Below are 15,594 nucleotides of genomic sequence, written 5' to 3'. Positions count from 1 at the left end.
GCTCGACGAGCTGTCGTACCAGGGTCAACATCCAACCAGGCCGAAAACGTTCCCGCTCGCGGCTTTTTACTCGAAACTTCCTTCCGAGCTGGCCGGCTGTTGCCGGTTGGCGGCGAAGGAGCCGTATTGCGTTGCTCTACGGTTTCGCGTTGCTGGCGTTGCATCGGTAAGCAGTCCTTGGGCATCCGGCGGGTTGCCGGTTGTTCATGAGGACGTGCCCGAACCCTAAATGGTTCATGCGCGGAAGGGAACGTGATGTTTGCTTCACCCCTTCGGAGGATCGAACGCCTGTGCGGTTCTGCACTAGGCTGAAGAAGCGGCGAGGGTGGCGTTGCACCGGCTCTACCAGGCCTCGGTACCCTCTGACCGGTAACCGAGCCACCCCTGAGCCCGACCGGGCCAGAAGAGAAATTCAGCGAGGAGCGAACTGCGTGACCGCCGACACGTCCGTGCCTTCCAGCGCGCTGCTGACCGGAGCAGACCGCGACGGCTCCAACTACACCGCGCGGCACCTCCTCGTCCTCGAAGGCCTCGAGGCGGTCCGCAAGCGTCCCGGCATGTACATCGGCTCCACGGACAGCCGTGGCCTGATGCACTGCCTCTGGGAGATCATCGACAACTCCGTCGACGAGGCCCTGGGCGGCTATTGCGACCACATCGAGGTCGTCCTCCACGAGGACGGCTCGGTCGAGGTCCGCGACAACGGCCGCGGCATCCCGGTCGACGTGGAGCCCAAGACCGGCCTGTCCGGCGTCGAGGTCGTCATGACCAAGCTGCACGCCGGCGGAAAGTTCGGCGGCGGCTCGTACGCGGCCTCCGGCGGCCTGCACGGCGTCGGCGCCTCCGTGGTCAACGCCCTCTCGGCCCGCCTCGACGTCGAGGTCGACCGCAGCGGGGCCACCCACGCCATCAGCTTCCGCCGCGGCGTCCCCGGGATCTTCACCGAGCAGGGCCCGGAGGCCCCCTTCGACCCGGCCAACGGCCTGGTCAAGGGCAAGCGGGTGCCCAAGACCCGCACCGGCACGCGCGTGCGCTACTGGGCCGACCGCCAGATCTTCCTCAAGGACGCCCGGCTCTCCCTGGAGACCCTCTACCAGCGCGCCCGCCAGACCGCCTTCCTCGTGCCCGGCCTCACCCTCGTCGTCCGCGACGAGCGGGGCATCGACGGCGCCGGCAAGACCGAGGAGGTCTTCCGCTTCGACGGCGGGATCAGCGAGTTCTGCGAGTACCTCACGCAGGACAAGGCCGTCTGCGACGTACTGCGCCTGACCGGCCAGGGGACCTTCAAGGAGACCGTCCCCGTGCTCGACGAGCGCGGCCACATGACCCCCACCGAGGTCACCCGCGAGCTCGGCGTGGACATCGCCCTGCGCTGGGGGACGGGGTACGAGACCACGGTCAAGTCCTTCGTCAACATCATCGCCACCCCCAAGGGCGGCACGCACGTCTCGGGCTTCGAGCGCTCCGTCGCCAAGACGGTCAACGAGGTCCTGCGCTCCGCCAAGCTGCTGCGGGTCGCCGAGGACGACGTGGTCAAGGACGACGCCATGGAGGGCATGACCGCGGTCGTGACCGTCCGGCTCGCCGAGCCGCAGTTCGAGGGCCAGACCAAGGAGGTGCTCGGCACCTCCGCCGCCACCCGGATCGTCGGCCAGGTCGTGGCCAGGGAGCTCAAGGCCTTCCTGACCTCCACCAAGCGCGACGACAAGCAGCAGGCCCGCGCCGTGATGGAGAAGATCGTCGCCGCGGCCCGCACCCGGATCGCGGCCCGCCAGCACAAGGAGGCGCAGCGCCGCAAGACCGCGCTGGAGTCCTCCTCGCTCCCCGCGAAGCTCGCCGACTGCCGCAGCGACGACGTGGAGCGCAGCGAGCTCTTCATCGTCGAGGGCGACTCGGCCCTGGGCACCGCCAAGCTCGCCCGGAACTCCGAGTTCCAGGCCCTCCTGCCGATCCGCGGCAAGATCCTGAACGTCCAGAAGTCCTCGGTCTCGGACATGCTCAAGAACGCCGAGTGCGGAGCGATCATCCAGGTCATAGGAGCCGGGTCGGGCCGTACCTTCGACATCGACCAGGCGCGCTACGGCAAGGTCATCATGATGACCGACGCCGATGTCGACGGCTCCCACATCCGCACCCTGCTGCTGACCCTCTTCCAGCGCTACATGCGCCCGATGGTCGAGGCGGGCCGGGTCTTCGCGGCCGTGCCGCCGCTGCACCGGATCGAGCTGGTCCAGCCGAAGAAGGGCCAGGACAAGTACGTCTACACGTACTCGGACAACGAGCTGCGCCAGACCCTGCTGGAGTACCAGCGCAAGGGGGTCCGGTACAAGGACTCCATCCAGCGGTACAAGGGCCTCGGGGAGATGGACGCCGACCAGCTCGCGGAGACCACCATGGACCCGCGGCACCGCACGCTGCGGCGGATCAACATCGGCGACCTGGAGGCCGCGGAGCAGGTGTTCGACCTGCTCATGGGCAACGAGGTCGCCCCCCGCAAGGAGTTCATCACGAGCTCGGCGGCGACGCTGGACCGCTCGCGCATCGACGCCTGACCCCGTTCCCCGGCGGGGCCGCGGACCCGCGGGAGCTCTTCACTCCTTCACCTGATGGAGTGAAGAGCTCCTAGACACCAGTCCGGAATGCGCCCCTTCCCCACATCCTTGTCCGCACGCGGCCAATGCGGCGGCGGGCAAGGAGAGTTCGGTGGACAAGCACGACGGCCGTGATGCCGGAACGATCCGGCTGGACGACCCCTGGTACGACGCGCTCGCGTCCGGATGGGGGGAGGGCGGCGAGGCGGGGGCCGTACCGGCGGCCGCCGCACCGGGCCCCGCCGACACCCGCGGCGGCCGCACCCCCGGCGGCTCCGGCCGAACCGGCCCCGGAGCCCCGCGCGCCTCCGCCACCGCCGAGATCTACCTCGAAGTGCACCGCAGCGAGGCCTTCCAGGAGGTCCGCAGCCGCTACCGCCGCTTCGTCGTCCCCGCCTCGCTCGCCTTCCTCGCCTGGTACCTCGCCTACGTCGTCACGGCCGTTGCCGCACCCGGTCTGATGGCCCGCCCGGTGGTCGGCGCGGTGAACGTGGCCCTGATCGCCGGCCTCGGCCAGTTCCTCACCACCTTCGTGCTCACCTGGGCCTACGCCCGGCACGCCCGGCTGCGCCGCGACCGGGCCGCCCTCGACCTGCGCTGGACGGTCTTCGAGCAGGCCCGCGGCGCGGAGCAGGCGCGGGGCGGGGAGGCCGGGCGGTGACCGCCGGGACGGCCTCCGCACTGCCGGCCGGCGGACTCGCCTCCGGCCTGTCCACGGGCCACCAGACCCTCGCGCTCGTCCTGTTCAGCACCTTCATCGCGGTCACGCTGGGCATCACCACCTGGGTGAGCCGCAACCGGCACGGCTCCCCGGAGGAGTTCTACGCCGGCGGCCGGCTGTTCTCCCCCATGGAGAACGGTTTCGCCATCGCGGGCGACTACATGTCCGCAGCCTCCTTCCTCGGCATCTCCGGGCTCATCGCGCTCTTCGGGTACGACGGGCTGCTCTACTCCGTCGGCTTCCTCGTGGCCTGGCTGGTCGTGCTCTTCCTGGTCGCCGAGCTGGTCCGCAACTGCGGCCGCTTCACCCTGGCCGACGTGGTGGCCGCGCGGATGAGCGAGCGCCCCGTCCGGATCGCCGCGGGCGCCTCCTCGGTCACCGTGTCCGTGCTCTACCTCGTGGCCCAGATGGTCGGCGCCGGCAGCCTGGTGGGCCTGCTGCTCGGCGGGAGCAGCCCGGCCGCCCGCGCCTGGACGGTGGTCGGAGTCGGCGCCCTGATGGTGGTCTACGTGTCCTTCGGGGGGATGCGCGCCACCACCTGGATCCAGATCGTCAAGGCCGTCCTGCTGATGGGCGGGGCCGTCACGCTGACCGTGCTGGTCCTGGTCCGCTTCAGCGGGGACTTCAACCAGCTGCTGAACAGCGCCGCCGAGCGCAGCGGCCACGGCGCCGACTTCCTCGCCCCCGGCCTGAAGTACGGCGGCGACTGGACCGCGCGCCTGGACTTCCTCAGCCTGGGCGTCGCCCTGGTCCTCGGCACCGCGGGGCTGCCGCACATCCTGTCCCGCTTCTACACCGTGCCCACCGCCCGGGCCGCCCGCCGGTCCGTCGTCTGGGCCATCGGGCTCATCGGCGGCTTCTACCTGATGACGATCGTGCTCGGCTTCGGCGCGGCCGCGCTCGTGGGACCGCAGGAGGTGCGCGAGTCGAACGCCGCGGGCAACACGGCCGTACCGCTGCTCGCCCTGTTCCTCGGCGGGGGCAGCGGGACCACAGGAGGAACGGTCCTCTTCGCCGTGGTCGCCGCCATCGCCTTCGCCACCATCCTCGCCGTCGTCGCCGGGATCACCCTCGCCTCGTCCGCCTCCGTCGCCCACGACCTGTACGCCTCCCTCAAACGGCGTCGGGCCCGCCAGCGCAGCGAGGTGTCCGTCGCCCGCGCGGCCGCGGTCGGCATCGGAGCCCTGGCCATCGGGCTGGGGCTGCTCGCCCAGGACCTCAACGTGGCCTTCCTGGTCGGCCTGGCCTTCGCCGTCGCCGCCTCCGCGAACCTGCCCGTCCTGCTGTACTCGCTGTTCTGGCGCGGTTTCACCACCCGCGGCGCCGTCTGGTCGGTGTACGGCGGGCTGGTGCCGGCGGTGCTGCTCGTCGTCTTCTCCCCGGTGGTCTCCGGCAGTCCCGACGCGCTGTTCCCCGGGGTCGACTTCCGGCTCTTCCCGCTCCAGAACCCGGGCATCGTCTCGATCCCGCTGGGCTTCCTCGCCGGCTGGCTGGGCACGGTCACCTCGCCCGAGGGCCCCGACGAGGCCCGGCACGCGGAGACCGAGGTGCGCTCGCTGACCGGCGCGGGCGCCGTCTGACGGACGCCGCGCCCGTCCCGGCGAACAGGACGGCGGGCCGGGCCGGGGCCGCTCCCCGGGGACACGGGGACACGGCCCCGGACTGCGGTCAGGGCTGCGCCGGGTCCGCGGGGGCCAGCCGGGCCAGGGCGAACACGCCCGTGACCACCAGGGCCACGCCCAGCAGCTGCGGGAGCACCCACCAGCCCCCGCGCACCTGCTCCTCGTACAGCAGGATGCCCAGCAGCATGCTGATGCCCGCGTCCCCGAGGGTCAGCGCGGGCTGCGAGGCGACCAGCGGCCCGCCCTGCATCGCGTGCCCGAGCAGCAGCAGCGCCGCGATGCCGCAGACCGCGAAGGCGTACGTCTGCCAGGCGGTCAGGAAGGCCCCCGGGCCCCGCTCGTCGAGGACGTGCACCGCGGACTTCATCAGGGCGGCGGTCAGCGCGTAGCAGACCGCCGTCGCCGCCCCCAGGCAGGCGGCCCGGGCCCGGCCCGGGGGCCGCCGCAGCCCCGCCGCGGCCAGCGCGAGCACTGCGGCGGCCCCCGCCGCGAGCGCCGGGAGCCAGCGGTCCAGCGGGACGTGCGTACGGTTCCCCGCGGGCGCGGCCGCCGCCAGCGCCACCCCGAGACCCGCCACCACGCAGGCCACGGCCAGCCACGGCCCGCGCGGCAGCCGCTGCCGGGTCAGCAGGGAGGCGATCAGCAGGGCCAGCGGCAGTTCGAGCACGAACAGCGGCTGGACGAGGGCCAGCGGGCCCGTCGCCAGCGCCACCGCCTGCCCGGCGCCCGCGGCGATCACCGCCGCGATCCCCGCCAGCCACAGCGGGTGCCGCAGCAGGTCGAGGACCAGGCCCGGCCGGAAGCCCTCGGCCTGCGGGAGGGTCAGTGCGGCCTTGCGCTGGAGCACGGTCGCCAGCGCGTTGCTGAACGCGGAGAACAGCGCGCAGAGGACCGGCAGTACGACGCCCATCCCCCGATCCTCACCGCCGCCGGCGCCCGCCGCGCCCCGCGCCCCGCGGCATTCGCCCGTCCGGCCCCCGGCCGGGCGGGCCGCCCGCACCGGCCGGACCCCGCTCGGGCGAACCTGCGGCCCGGGGCGTGGCCCGGCCGCCCCGCGGTGGTACGTCGAGGGAATGCAGCCCCCGGTGCCCCCGCCCCTCCGCACGGCCGCCGCCTACGCCTGGCGGCTGCTCGTCGTCGGCGCCGCGGTCTACGCGGTCTTCGCGCTCCTGGGGCGCTTCCACGAGATCGGCGTGGCCCTCTTCCTGGCGCTCGTCCTCACCGCCCTGTTGCGGCCGCCGGCCGATCTGGCGGCCCGGGGGCTGCCCCGGACCCTCGCCGTGGCCGCGACCGTGCTCGGTGGGATCGCGCTGGTGCTCGGCGGGCTCACGCTGGTCGGGGAGGCGGTGGCGGGGGAGAGCACCACGCTCGCACGGGAGTTCCGGGACGGCCTCGACCACATCGAGGAGTGGCTGGAGCGGCCGCCGTTCCGGCTGCCCCCGGAGGCGCTGACGGACGTGCAGGACCGGATCGGGGAGTTCCTCTCCAGCCACCGGTCGGCGCTGGTCAGCCAGGCGGTCAGCGGGGCCAGCCGGCTGGTGCACGTGCTGACCGCCCTCGCCCTCGGGCTGTTCGCCGCGGTGTTCTTCATCCACTCCGGGGACCGGCAGTGGGACTGGTTCTGCGGACAGCTCCCCGAGCGGGTGCGGGCCCGCTGGGACACGGCGGGCCGGGCGGCCTGGCGGACCTTCACCGGCTACACGCACGGGATCGTGCTCGTCGCCGCGACGAACGCCGTCCTGGTCGGCGTGGCGCTGTTCCTGCTCGGGGTCCCGCTGGCCGTCCCGCTCGCCCTGCTGGAGTTCTTCGCGGCGTTCGTGCCGCTGATCGGCTCGCCCGTGGCCCTGGCGGTGGCGGCCGTGGTCGCCCTGGCGGCGAAGGGACCGCTGACCGCCGCCGTCGTGGTGGCGCTGATCGTGGTCATCGGCCAGATCGAGGGGCACCTGCTGCACCCGGTGGTGATGAGCTGGGCGGTGCGGCTGCACCCGCTCGTGGTGGCGGTCTCGGTGCTGGCGGGGGCCACCGCGGCCGGGGTGGTGGGCGCGGTGGTCGCCGTACCGCTGGTGTCGGTGGCCTGGTCGGTCCACCTGGCGCTGCGCGCGGAGCGGGAGCGGGGGAGCGGGCGGGCGGGGCCGGATGCGGAGCCGGCGGGGGCGCCGCCGGGGCCGGCCGGCGGTGCGGGTCCGGGAACGTAGGACCGGGCGGGCTGCGGCCGCGGCCGGCCGGTACGGGCCGTCAGGGGCCGGTCGCGGGGACCCAGGCGTACCGGTGCTCGGGGCGGCCCGTCTCCCCGTAGCGCAGGCCCAGCCGGACCCGGCCGCTGCGCTCCAGCAGCTTCAGGTAGCGCTGGGCGGTCTGGCGGCTCACCCCGGCGCGCTCGGCGATCTCCTGGGCCGACAGGTCCCCGCCCGCGGCCAGCAGCACCTGGCGCACCAGCTCGGCGGTGCTGGGGGAGTGGCCCTTGGGCAGTTCCACGGGCGCGCTCGCGGCGGCGAGGGCACCGAAGATCCGGTCCACCTCGGCCTGCTCGGCCTCCCCGCCCGCGGCCAGGGTGCGGCGCAGGGCCGCGTACGCCTCCAGCTTGGCGCGCAGCCCGGCGAAGGCGAAGGGCTTGACCAGGTACTGGAGGGCGCCCAGCCGCATGGCGGACTGGACGGTCGCCAGGTCCCGGGCGGCCGTCACCATGATCACGTCGGTGTGCCGGCCCCGCTCCCGGAGCCCGCGCACGAGGTCGAGCCCGGTGCCGTCCGGCAGGTAGTGGTCCAGCAGGACGAGGTCCACCGGGTGCCGCTCGATGAACTCCGCGGCCTGCGCCGCGGTGTGGACCCGGGCCACGGCACGGAAACCGGGAACCTTCGCCACGTACGCCGCGTTGATCAGGGCAACGCCGGGGTCGTCGTCCACCACCAGCACGTTGATCAGGCTCCGGCCCCCGCCGCGGCCGCCCGCGGCGTCCGCCCCGCTCACCGCAGGGCCTCGGGGAGTACGACGGAGAACTCCGCCCCTCCGTCCGCTGCCTCCCCTGCCCGTGCGCTGCCGCCCTGCCGCTCCGCCAGGCGGCGGACCAGCGCGAGGCCGAGCCCCCGCTTGCCGTGCTGCTGCTGTGGGAGCTTGGTCGACCAGCCCTCGGTGAAGACCGCCTCCCGCTGCCCGGCGGGCACCCCGGGGCCGCTGTCGCGCACCCGCAGCGCGGCCGACTGCCCCTCGGCGGCCAGTTCCACCTCGACCCACGGGTCGCGGCTGCCGGTCGCTGCGGGGGCGGCCGCCGCGGCCGCCGCAGCGTCGATGGCGTTGTCCACCAGATTGCCCAGGATCGTCACGAGACCGCCCGGATCCACCAGGCGGTCGGGAAGGAGGGTCGCCGACGAGAGCCGCAGCCGCACCCCGCGCTCGGCGGCCACGGCCGCCTTGCCGACCAGCAGGGCCGCCAGCAGCGGGTCCCGCACCTTCTCCGCGACCTGCTCCGCCGTGGCCCGGTGCACTCCGGCGACCTCGGTGACGTACGCGGAGGCCTCCTCGTACAGGCCCAGCTCCAGCAGGCCGAGGAGGGTGTGCAGGCGGTTCGCGTGCTCGTGGTCCTGGGCGCGCAGCGCGTCGATCAGCCCGCGCGTCGAGTCCAGCTCGCGGCCCAGCCGCTCCAGCTCGGTGCGGTCGCGCAGGGTGGCGACCGCGCCGCCGTCCTGCGTCGGCATCCGGTTGGCGACGAGCACCCGCGGGCCCTGCACGGTCAGCAGGTCCTCGCCGGCGACCCGGCCGGCGAGCACGTCCGTGGTGCGCCCCGCCCCCAGCACCTCGTCCAGGGGGCGGCCCGCGGCCTCGGGCCCCAGGCCCAGCAGCCGCTGCGCCTCGTCGTTCAGCAGCCGGATCCGGCCCTGCCGGTCGAGTGCGACGAAGCCCTCGCGCAGGGAGTGCAGCATGGCCTCGCGCTCCGCCAGCAGCCCCGAGATATCGGAGAAGGCCAGGTCGCGGGTCTGCCGCTGGATCCTGCGCGCGATCAGGTACGCGGCCAGCGCGCCCACGGCCAGGGCCCCGCCCGCATAGGCGAGCAGCCCGGGGATCGCGCCGAGGAGCCGGTCGCGGACGCTGTCGTACGCGATGCCCACGGACACCGCGCCCACGATCCGGCCGGAGGCCTCGCGCAGCGGGACCTTGCCGCGGGCGGAGCGGCCCAGGGTGCCGTCGTCGATCTCCATGACCTCGCTGCCCGCGAGCGCCCGGGCGGGGTCCGTGGACACGGGCCGGCCGATCCGCTCGGGGCTCGGGTGGGAGCGCCGGATGCCCTGCCGGTCCAGCACGACCACGTACTCGGCGCCGGTGGACCGGCGGATCCGCTCGGCCGCGGTCTGCACGGGGCTGCCGGGGACGGCCCGGGTGGCGAGCAGGTCCTCGGCGAGCCGCGGGTCGGCGGCGGTGCTCTGCGCGATGGCGAGCGCGCGGCGCATGGCCTGGTCGTCGAGCTGGTCCCCCAGCGGGGCCAGGAACAGGCCGGTCGCCAGCACCGTGACCCCCGCGGCGATGGCGAGCTGGATCAGCAGGACCTGCGAGTAGACCCGCCGGGGCAGCCCGATCCGCCAGGCGTGCCCGGGGGCGCGGTCGGGTCCCGCTGCGGCGCTCATGGGGAGAAACGGTAAATCGGGCCACCGGGTTTCCGAAATCCCCCGCGGCCCGGCGCCCCGGCGGCCCCCGGTCGGCGGCTACGATCGGTCGGCGTGACCAGCAGGCAGCCCATCCCCGTCGTCGTCCTCGCCGGATTCCTCGGATCCGGGAAGACCACCGTCCTGAACCACCTGCTGAGGAACCGCGGCGGCACCCGGATCGGGGTGGTCGTCAACGACTTCGGCTCGATCGAGATCGACGCCATGAAGGTCGCCGGCCAGGTCGGTGACTCGATGGTCTCCCTCGGCGGCGGCTGCCTGTGCTGCGCTGTCGACGGCAGCGAACTCGACGCGTACCTGGAGCGGCTCTCCCGGCCCGAGCACGGCATCGACGTGATCGTCATCGAGGCGAGCGGGCTGGCCGAGCCCCAGGAGATGGTCCGGATGCTGGTCGCCGCCGAGAACCCGGCGGTCACGTACGGCGGGCTGGTGCTGGTCGTCGACGCGGCCGAGTTCGACGCCACCCGGGACCGGCACCCGGGGACCGACCGGCACCTGGCGGTGGCCGACCTGGTCGTCCTCAACAAGACCGACCGGGTCCCGGAGGCGGAGCGCGCCCGCATCGAGGGGGTCGTCGGCTCCCTCGCCCCGGGGGTCCCGGTGGTGGCCGCCGCGCACGGCGCGGTCGATCCGGAGCTGCTCTTCGACCGCAGGGAGTGGCGGGCGACGCGCGGGCAGCTGTCCTTCGAGGACCTGCTCGCGGAGGAGGAGGCCGAACAGGGCGCCGAAGAGGGGGCCGGGGTCCACGCGGGGCACGTCCACACGCTGTACGAGAGCGTGGAGTTCACCTCCGGGCTGCCTCTGAACCCGCGCCGCCTGATCGGGTTCCTCGACAGCCGCCCGCCGGGCCTCTACCGGATCAAGGGGTACGTGTACTTCGGCGTGCCCGGCCACCGCGAGAAGTACGAGCTCCACGCCGTGGGCCGGTTCCTGCGCTTCGACCCCCGGCCCTGGACCCGCGGTGAGGAGCGGCTGACCCGGCTGGTGCTGATCGGCTCCGGAACCGGCGGATCCGCCCTGCTGCCCGCCCTGGAGGCCTGCCGCGAACCGGCCGCGCAGGAGCTGCCGCCCGAGTCCATGTGGGGCGTCCTGCGCTACGTACCGCACCGGGACGCCGACGAGGGCGAGGCCGATGCGGCGGCGGACGCGCAGGCGGATGCCGACACGGGTACGGGTACGGATCGGCGTACCGGTTCGGGCGCAGGGGCGGGCGCGGCTCAGGCCGCCTCGATGCCGTAGTCCCGCAGCAGGTCGGCGAGGCCGCCGCGGTAGCCCCGGCCCCCGGCCACGAAGTCCCAGTCCCCGTTGGCCCGCCGCCGGAAGGAGCCCAGGACCAGGGCCGTCTCGCCGGGCCGCCCGTCCGAGACCTCCAGGGCGCCCAGCTCCCCGCCCGCCTCCGACAGCAGCCGGATCCGGGCGCCGGAGAAGCCGGAGAGGTCGGCCCCCGGATTCGCCTCCGGGTCCACGGCTGCGGCCAGCACCAGCCGGTCCGCGTGCGCCGGAAGCGCCTCGAAGGCCACGTCGAGGGCCGCTTTGTCGGGGGACCGGTGCGGCCGGGAGCGGACCGAACCGTCCGGGGTCCTGGGGTTGTTGAAGAACACGAAGTGGTCCTCGCCGAGCGCCCGGCCGCCCGAGCAGACGAGTGCGCAGACGTCGACCCCGACCGACCCCGACCAGGACATCCCCAGCACGCTGCGCTCGGGGCCGGGTGCGCTCTGCGGGGCCGGCGCTGCCGCCGCGCCCCCGGAGCGCTGCGCGGGGACCCCCGGCCCGCGCTCCCCGAGCCGCCCCCGCAGCCCGTGCCGGTGCAGCAGCGCGACCAGCTCGGGCCCGGAGACCAGCTCCAGCGGCTTGCCCTCGGCGAAGGCCCGGGAGCCCGGTCCGAAGGAGGAGGTGGTCACCAGCACGCCCTTGTTCGCCCCGGCGTCCTGGACCGTTCCGTACAGGTCGCGGACGGCCGTCGGCGGGACGGTGTTGCGGTACCGCTTGACCTGCACCACGATCCGGCCGCCGCGGATCGGAGCCGGGTCCACCGCCTCGACGTCCACCCCGCCGTCGTTGGACCGCTGCGTGGTCACCGCCTCCATGCCCATGGCCCGGAACAGCTCGGCCACCAGCCCCTCGAACGCGACCGGATCCATCTCGAAGAGGTCGGGACCGGCCCCGGCCGCCTCCGTCCCGGCGCCCGCCGCAACGGCCCCGCCCCGGCCCCCGGTATCGGCGGGCAGCTGGATCGGGCGGACCGCCGCGAGCTGGTCGGGCCGCGCCGACAGCAGCCCCCGCAGCGCCCCGGTGAGGCAGTCCACAGGGCTCACCTGCTCCAGGTGCAGCCCCGCGAACTCCGGATGAGCCGCCTGTACGGTGCCCAGGACGATCTCCGCCCGCCGCCCGGTCGCCGGGTCGTGCTCGTCGACGAAGCCGTTGACCACCACCGAGCCCAGGGCCCCGAACTCGTCGGCCGCGTACAGCTCGCGCAGCACCAGCAGCAGGCACTGGGCCACCAGCTCCCGGTACAGGGCGCGGCGCTGGGTGACCGGCCGGGCGGTCTCCCGGTCCTGGTCGGCCGCGTACACGTACCGCACGGACTTGACCGCCGGGACGGTGTCGGGGCCCGGCAGCTGCCAGTCGACCACCAGCCGCCGCGCCGCCGGGTCGTAGCCCGCCGCCACCCGGCGCGGCAGCTCCCGGGGCCAGGCCGGGGAGGCGTACAGGGCCGCGGAGAAGTACTCGGCCGCGGCCTCCGGGTCGCCGGAGCGCAGGGCCCCGGTCAGCTCGGCGAGCCCGGAGTTGTGGGCGCGCACCTCGGCGAGCTGCTGCGCGGCCCGCCGGTCGTACCGGCGGCGGTGCTCGTCCAGCTCCGCGCGGCGCCGGGCCTCGGCCGCGTGCGCCTCCTGCCAGGCGCGGGTGTACCGGGCGTGGGCCTCCTGCTCGGCCTGGGCCCGCCGTCCCGGGGACAGGGACCAGCCCGTCTGTACGGGGAACTGGTCGAGGCGCGGCATCGGCACGGGCCGGGCGAGGGCGTCGGGCGCCGCGTAGGGCTCCGGCTGCTCGGAGCGGACCAGCGACGCGGCACGGAAGGGAGGGGTCCGGCAGCCCGCCGCCAGCAGGCCCTGGAGGGCCGCGACCCGGGCCTCGATCTCCTCGGTCTGCTGCCTGGCCTGCGCCTCGCGGTACTGCCGGTAGGCGGCCTGCTGCTCGCGGCGGCCGCGGGCCGCCTCGCGCTCGTACTCCCGCTGCCGGCGCTCCGCCTCGCGCTGCTGGAGCAGCTGGGCCCGCTGGAGCTCGCGCTGGGCCTCGGCCCAGGTCCCGATCATTCCCCTCGACCGACGGCTCATCTGCTGTTGTCTCCCCCCACCCGCGCTTCGGGGCAACCCTAGCCACTCACGGTCGCGAAGCGGCGCCCTTTCATCCGCTTCGGTACGGATCCGCCTGCCGGCGCGGACCGGGCCCGGGCCGGGGCCGGTACGGCTGCGGACACGGCTCCGGCCGGCCCCGGGAGCGGGACCGGCCGGAGCGGGCGGTGCTACAGCGCGGGGCCCGCGACCACCGCGACCGGGCCCGGCAGCGCCGATCCCGAGCCGTCGCGGCGCGGGTCCGGGGCGGGCAGCTCCACCGGCGCCCCGCCGGCCGAGGCCGCCAGGGCCGGGGCGGGACCGGCCCAGGCCAGGGTGAGGACGTCCTCGCCCTTCAGGAACCGCTGGCAGCGGACGCCGCCCGTGGCCCGGCCCTTGCGCGGGTACTGGTCGAACGGCGTCAGCTTGCCGGAGGCCAGCGAGTCGTCCAGCGTGCCGTGCGAACCGGCGACGCTCAGGACGTACGCCTCCGCCGCCGGGTCCACCGCCGAGAAGTGGATGACCTTCGCGCCCTCGGACAGCTTGATCCCGGCCATGCCGCCCGCGGGCCGGCCCTGCGGCCGCACCTGCCCCGCCGGGTAGCGCAGCAGCTGGGCGTCGTCGGCGATGAAGACCAGGTCCTCCTCGCCCGTGCGCAGCTCGACCGCGCCGACGATCCGGTCGCCCTCCTTGAGGGTGATGACCTCCAGCTCGTCCTTGTTGGCCGGGTAGTCCGGCACCACGCGCTTGACCACACCCTGCTCGGTGCCCAGGGCCAGGCCCTGCGAGGTCTCGTCGAGCGTGGTCAGGCAGACCACCTTCTCGTCCGGGGCCAGGCCCGAGAGGAACTCGGTGACCGGGGCCCCGCCGGCCAGGTTCGGCGCCGCGTGCGTGTCCGGCAGCTGCGGCAGGTCGATCACCGACAGCCGCAGCAGCCGGCCCGACGAGGTCACCGCGCCGACCTCCGCCCGCGCGGTGGCGAGCACCGAGGACACGATCACGTCGTGCTTCGCGCGCTTGCCGTCGCCCTCGGACAGCGGCTCGCCGGTCAGGGTGCGCGCCAGCAGGCCCGTCGAGGACATCAGCACCCGGCAGGGGTCGTCCGCGACCTCCAGCGGCACCGCCGCCACCGGGGCGCCCGCGGACTCCAGCAGCACCGTGCGCCGCTCGGTGCCGAACTTCTTCGCCACCGCGGCCAGTTCCGCGGAGACCAGCTTGCGCAGCTCGCCGTCCGACTCCAGGATCCCGGTCAGCTCGTCGATCTCGCCGTTGAGCCGGTCGCGCTCCGACTCCAGCTCCAGCCGGTCGAACTTGGTGAGCCGGCGCAGCGGGGTGTCGAGGATGTACTGGGTCTGCACCTCGCTCAGCCCGAAGCGCTCGACCAGCCGCTCCTTGGCCTGCGCCGAGTTCTCGCTGGAGCGGATCAGGCGGATGACCTCGTCGATGTCCACCAGGGCCGTGAGCAGGCCCTCGACCAGGTGGAGCCGGTCGCGGCGCTTGGTGCGCCGGAACTCGCTGCGCCGCCGGACCACCTCGAAGCGGTGGTCGAGGTAGACCTCCAGCAGCTCCTTGAGGCCGAGGGTGAGCGGCTGCCCGTCCACGAGCGCGACGTTGTTGATGCCGAAGGACTCCTCCATCGGCGTCAACTTGTACAGCTGCTCGAGTACCGCCTCCGGGTGGAAGCCGTTCTTGATCTCGATGACGAGGCGCAGGCCGTGCGCCCGGTCCGTGAGGTCCTTGACGTCGGCGATGCCCTGGAGCTTCTTCGAGCCGACCAGGTCCTTGATCTTCGCGATGACCTTCTCGGGGCCGACCGTGAACGGCAGTTCCGTCACGACCAGGCCCTTGCGGCGGGCGGTCACGCTCTCGACGGCGACCGTGGCGCGGATCCGGAAGGTGCCGCGGCCGGTCTCGTACGCGTCCTTGATGCCGGACAGGCCCACGACGCGGCCGCCCGTCGGCAGGTCGGGACCGGGCACGAAGCGCATCAGCGCCTCCAGGTCCGCCTGCGGGTAGCGGATCAGGTGCCGCGCCGCGGCGATGACCTCGCCGAGGTTGTGCGGGGGCATGTTCGTCGCCATGCCGACCGCGATGCCCGAGGCCCCGTTGACGAGCAGGTTCGGGTACGCCGCCGGAAGGGCGACGGGCTCGCGCTCCTGGCCGTCGTAGTTCGGGGTGAAGTCGACCGTGTCCTCGTCGATGGACTCCGTCATCAGCGAGGTCGCCGGGGCCATCCGGCACTCGGTGTACCGCATCGCGGCGGGCGGGTCGTCATTGCCCAGGGAGCCGAAGTTGCCGTGCCCGTCCACGAGGGGGAGGCGCATGGAGAAGGGCTGCGCCATGCGCACGAGCGCGTCGTAGATCGACGCGTCGCCGTGCGGGTGGAGCTTGCCCATGACCTCGCCCACGACGCGGGCGCACTTGACGTACCCCCGGTCGGGGCGCAGGCCCATCTCGTTCATCTGGTAGACGATGCGGCGGTGCACCGGCTTCATGCCGTCCCGGGCGTCGGGCAGGGCGCGGGAGTAGATCACCGAGTACGCGTACTCGAGGAAGGAGCCCTGCATTTCGTCGACGACGTCGATATCGAGGATCCTCTCCTCGAAATCCTCCGGCGGCGGGGTCTTCGTGCTGCGGCGGGCCATCGCTGCTGCGGCTCCTAACAAGTACGGC

10 protein-coding genes are annotated in these 15,594 nt (G+C 74.2%); 5 read left to right on the top strand and 5 right to left on the bottom strand.

Going from position 1 to position 15,594, the window contains the following annotated elements:
• Positions 1-431: 431 nt before the first annotated feature.
• The 3 genes from ACZ7JZ_RS25710 (at position 432) to ACZ7JZ_RS25700 (ending at position 4,892) form a co-directional block, all read left to right on the top strand.
• Complete coding sequence (locus ACZ7JZ_RS25710; protein ID WP_470943220.1) at positions 432-2,552, top strand: DNA gyrase/topoisomerase IV subunit B; 2,121 nt, start codon at positions 432-434, stop codon at positions 2,550-2,552.
• Between the two features lie 151 nt (positions 2,553-2,703).
• Entirely contained in the window at positions 2,704-3,252 is a 549-nt protein-coding gene (locus tag ACZ7JZ_RS25705) for a DUF485 domain-containing protein (RefSeq protein ID WP_470943219.1), read from the top strand.
• A 47-nt stretch (positions 3,253-3,299) separates the two neighbouring features.
• On the top strand, positions 3,300-4,892 hold the full coding sequence (locus ACZ7JZ_RS25700; RefSeq protein WP_470943321.1) for a solute symporter family protein: 1,593 nt from the start codon (positions 3,300-3,302) through the stop codon (positions 4,890-4,892).
• Positions 4,893-4,980: 88 nt separating this feature from the next.
• Here ACZ7JZ_RS25700 and ACZ7JZ_RS25695 read toward each other — a convergent pair whose 3' ends face one another.
• On the bottom strand, positions 4,981-5,844 hold the full coding sequence (locus tag ACZ7JZ_RS25695; protein WP_470943217.1) for a DMT family transporter: 864 nt from the start codon (positions 5,842-5,844) through the stop codon (positions 4,981-4,983).
• A 163-nt stretch (positions 5,845-6,007) separates the two neighbouring features.
• Between ACZ7JZ_RS25695 and ACZ7JZ_RS25690 the strand changes: the two genes are divergently transcribed.
• On the top strand, positions 6,008-7,129 hold the full coding sequence (locus ACZ7JZ_RS25690; RefSeq protein WP_470943215.1) for an AI-2E family transporter: 1,122 nt from the start codon (positions 6,008-6,010) through the stop codon (positions 7,127-7,129).
• Between the two features lie 40 nt (positions 7,130-7,169).
• On the opposite strand, the gene ACZ7JZ_RS25685 is transcribed toward ACZ7JZ_RS25690, so the two are convergent.
• Together ACZ7JZ_RS25685 and ACZ7JZ_RS25680 are read right to left on the bottom strand one after the other, a co-directional pair.
• On the bottom strand, positions 7,170-7,856 hold the full coding sequence (locus ACZ7JZ_RS25685) for a response regulator (RefSeq protein WP_470943320.1): 687 nt from the start codon (positions 7,854-7,856) through the stop codon (positions 7,170-7,172).
• Between the two features lie 41 nt (positions 7,857-7,897).
• A complete protein-coding gene (locus ACZ7JZ_RS25680) occupies positions 7,898-9,550 on the bottom strand; it encodes a sensor histidine kinase (protein WP_470943213.1) in 1,653 nt (550 codons plus the stop codon).
• A 93-nt stretch (positions 9,551-9,643) separates the two neighbouring features.
• Here ACZ7JZ_RS25680 and ACZ7JZ_RS25675 point away from each other — a divergent pair, with 93 nt between their 5' ends.
• Positions 9,644-10,828, top strand: a complete 1,185-nt coding sequence (locus tag ACZ7JZ_RS25675; RefSeq protein WP_470943211.1) for a CobW family GTP-binding protein — start codon at positions 9,644-9,646, stop codon at positions 10,826-10,828.
• Here the strand turns inward: ACZ7JZ_RS25675 and ACZ7JZ_RS25670 are convergent.
• Both ACZ7JZ_RS25670 and ACZ7JZ_RS25665 read right to left on the bottom strand, forming a co-directional pair.
• Positions 10,807-12,924, bottom strand: coding sequence for a restriction endonuclease (locus tag ACZ7JZ_RS25670; protein ID WP_470943210.1), 2,118 nt, complete (start codon positions 12,922-12,924; stop codon positions 10,807-10,809). The genes ACZ7JZ_RS25675 and ACZ7JZ_RS25670 overlap by 22 nt on opposite strands.
• A 188-nt stretch (positions 12,925-13,112) precedes the next feature.
• Positions 13,113-15,566: a DNA gyrase/topoisomerase IV subunit A gene (locus tag ACZ7JZ_RS25665; protein ID WP_470943209.1), complete on the bottom strand. Its 2,454-nt coding sequence runs from the start codon at positions 15,564-15,566 to the stop codon at positions 13,113-13,115.
• Between the last annotated feature and the right edge of the window lie 28 nt (positions 15,567-15,594).

Source organism: Streptomyces sp. NPDC038213 (genome assembly GCF_055600495.1).
Note: the sequence above shows the minus strand (reverse complement) of the source record. Positions and strands in the feature narration are given on the sequence as shown.

Coding starts and splice junctions, on each gene's coding strand:
- ACZ7JZ_RS25670 (WP_470943210.1), bottom strand. CDS start 12,924: ATGAGCCGTCGGTCGAGGGGAATGATCGGGACCTGGGCCGAGGCCCAG.
- ACZ7JZ_RS25690 (WP_470943215.1), top strand. CDS start 6,008: ATGCAGCCCCCGGTGCCCCCGCCCCTCCGCACGGCCGCCGCCTACGCC.
- ACZ7JZ_RS25680 (WP_470943213.1), bottom strand. CDS start 9,550: ATGAGCGCCGCAGCGGGACCCGACCGCGCCCCCGGGCACGCCTGGCGG.
- ACZ7JZ_RS25695 (WP_470943217.1), bottom strand. CDS start 5,844: ATGGGCGTCGTACTGCCGGTCCTCTGCGCGCTGTTCTCCGCGTTCAGC.
- ACZ7JZ_RS25665 (WP_470943209.1), bottom strand. CDS start 15,566: ATGGCCCGCCGCAGCACGAAGACCCCGCCGCCGGAGGATTTCGAGGAG.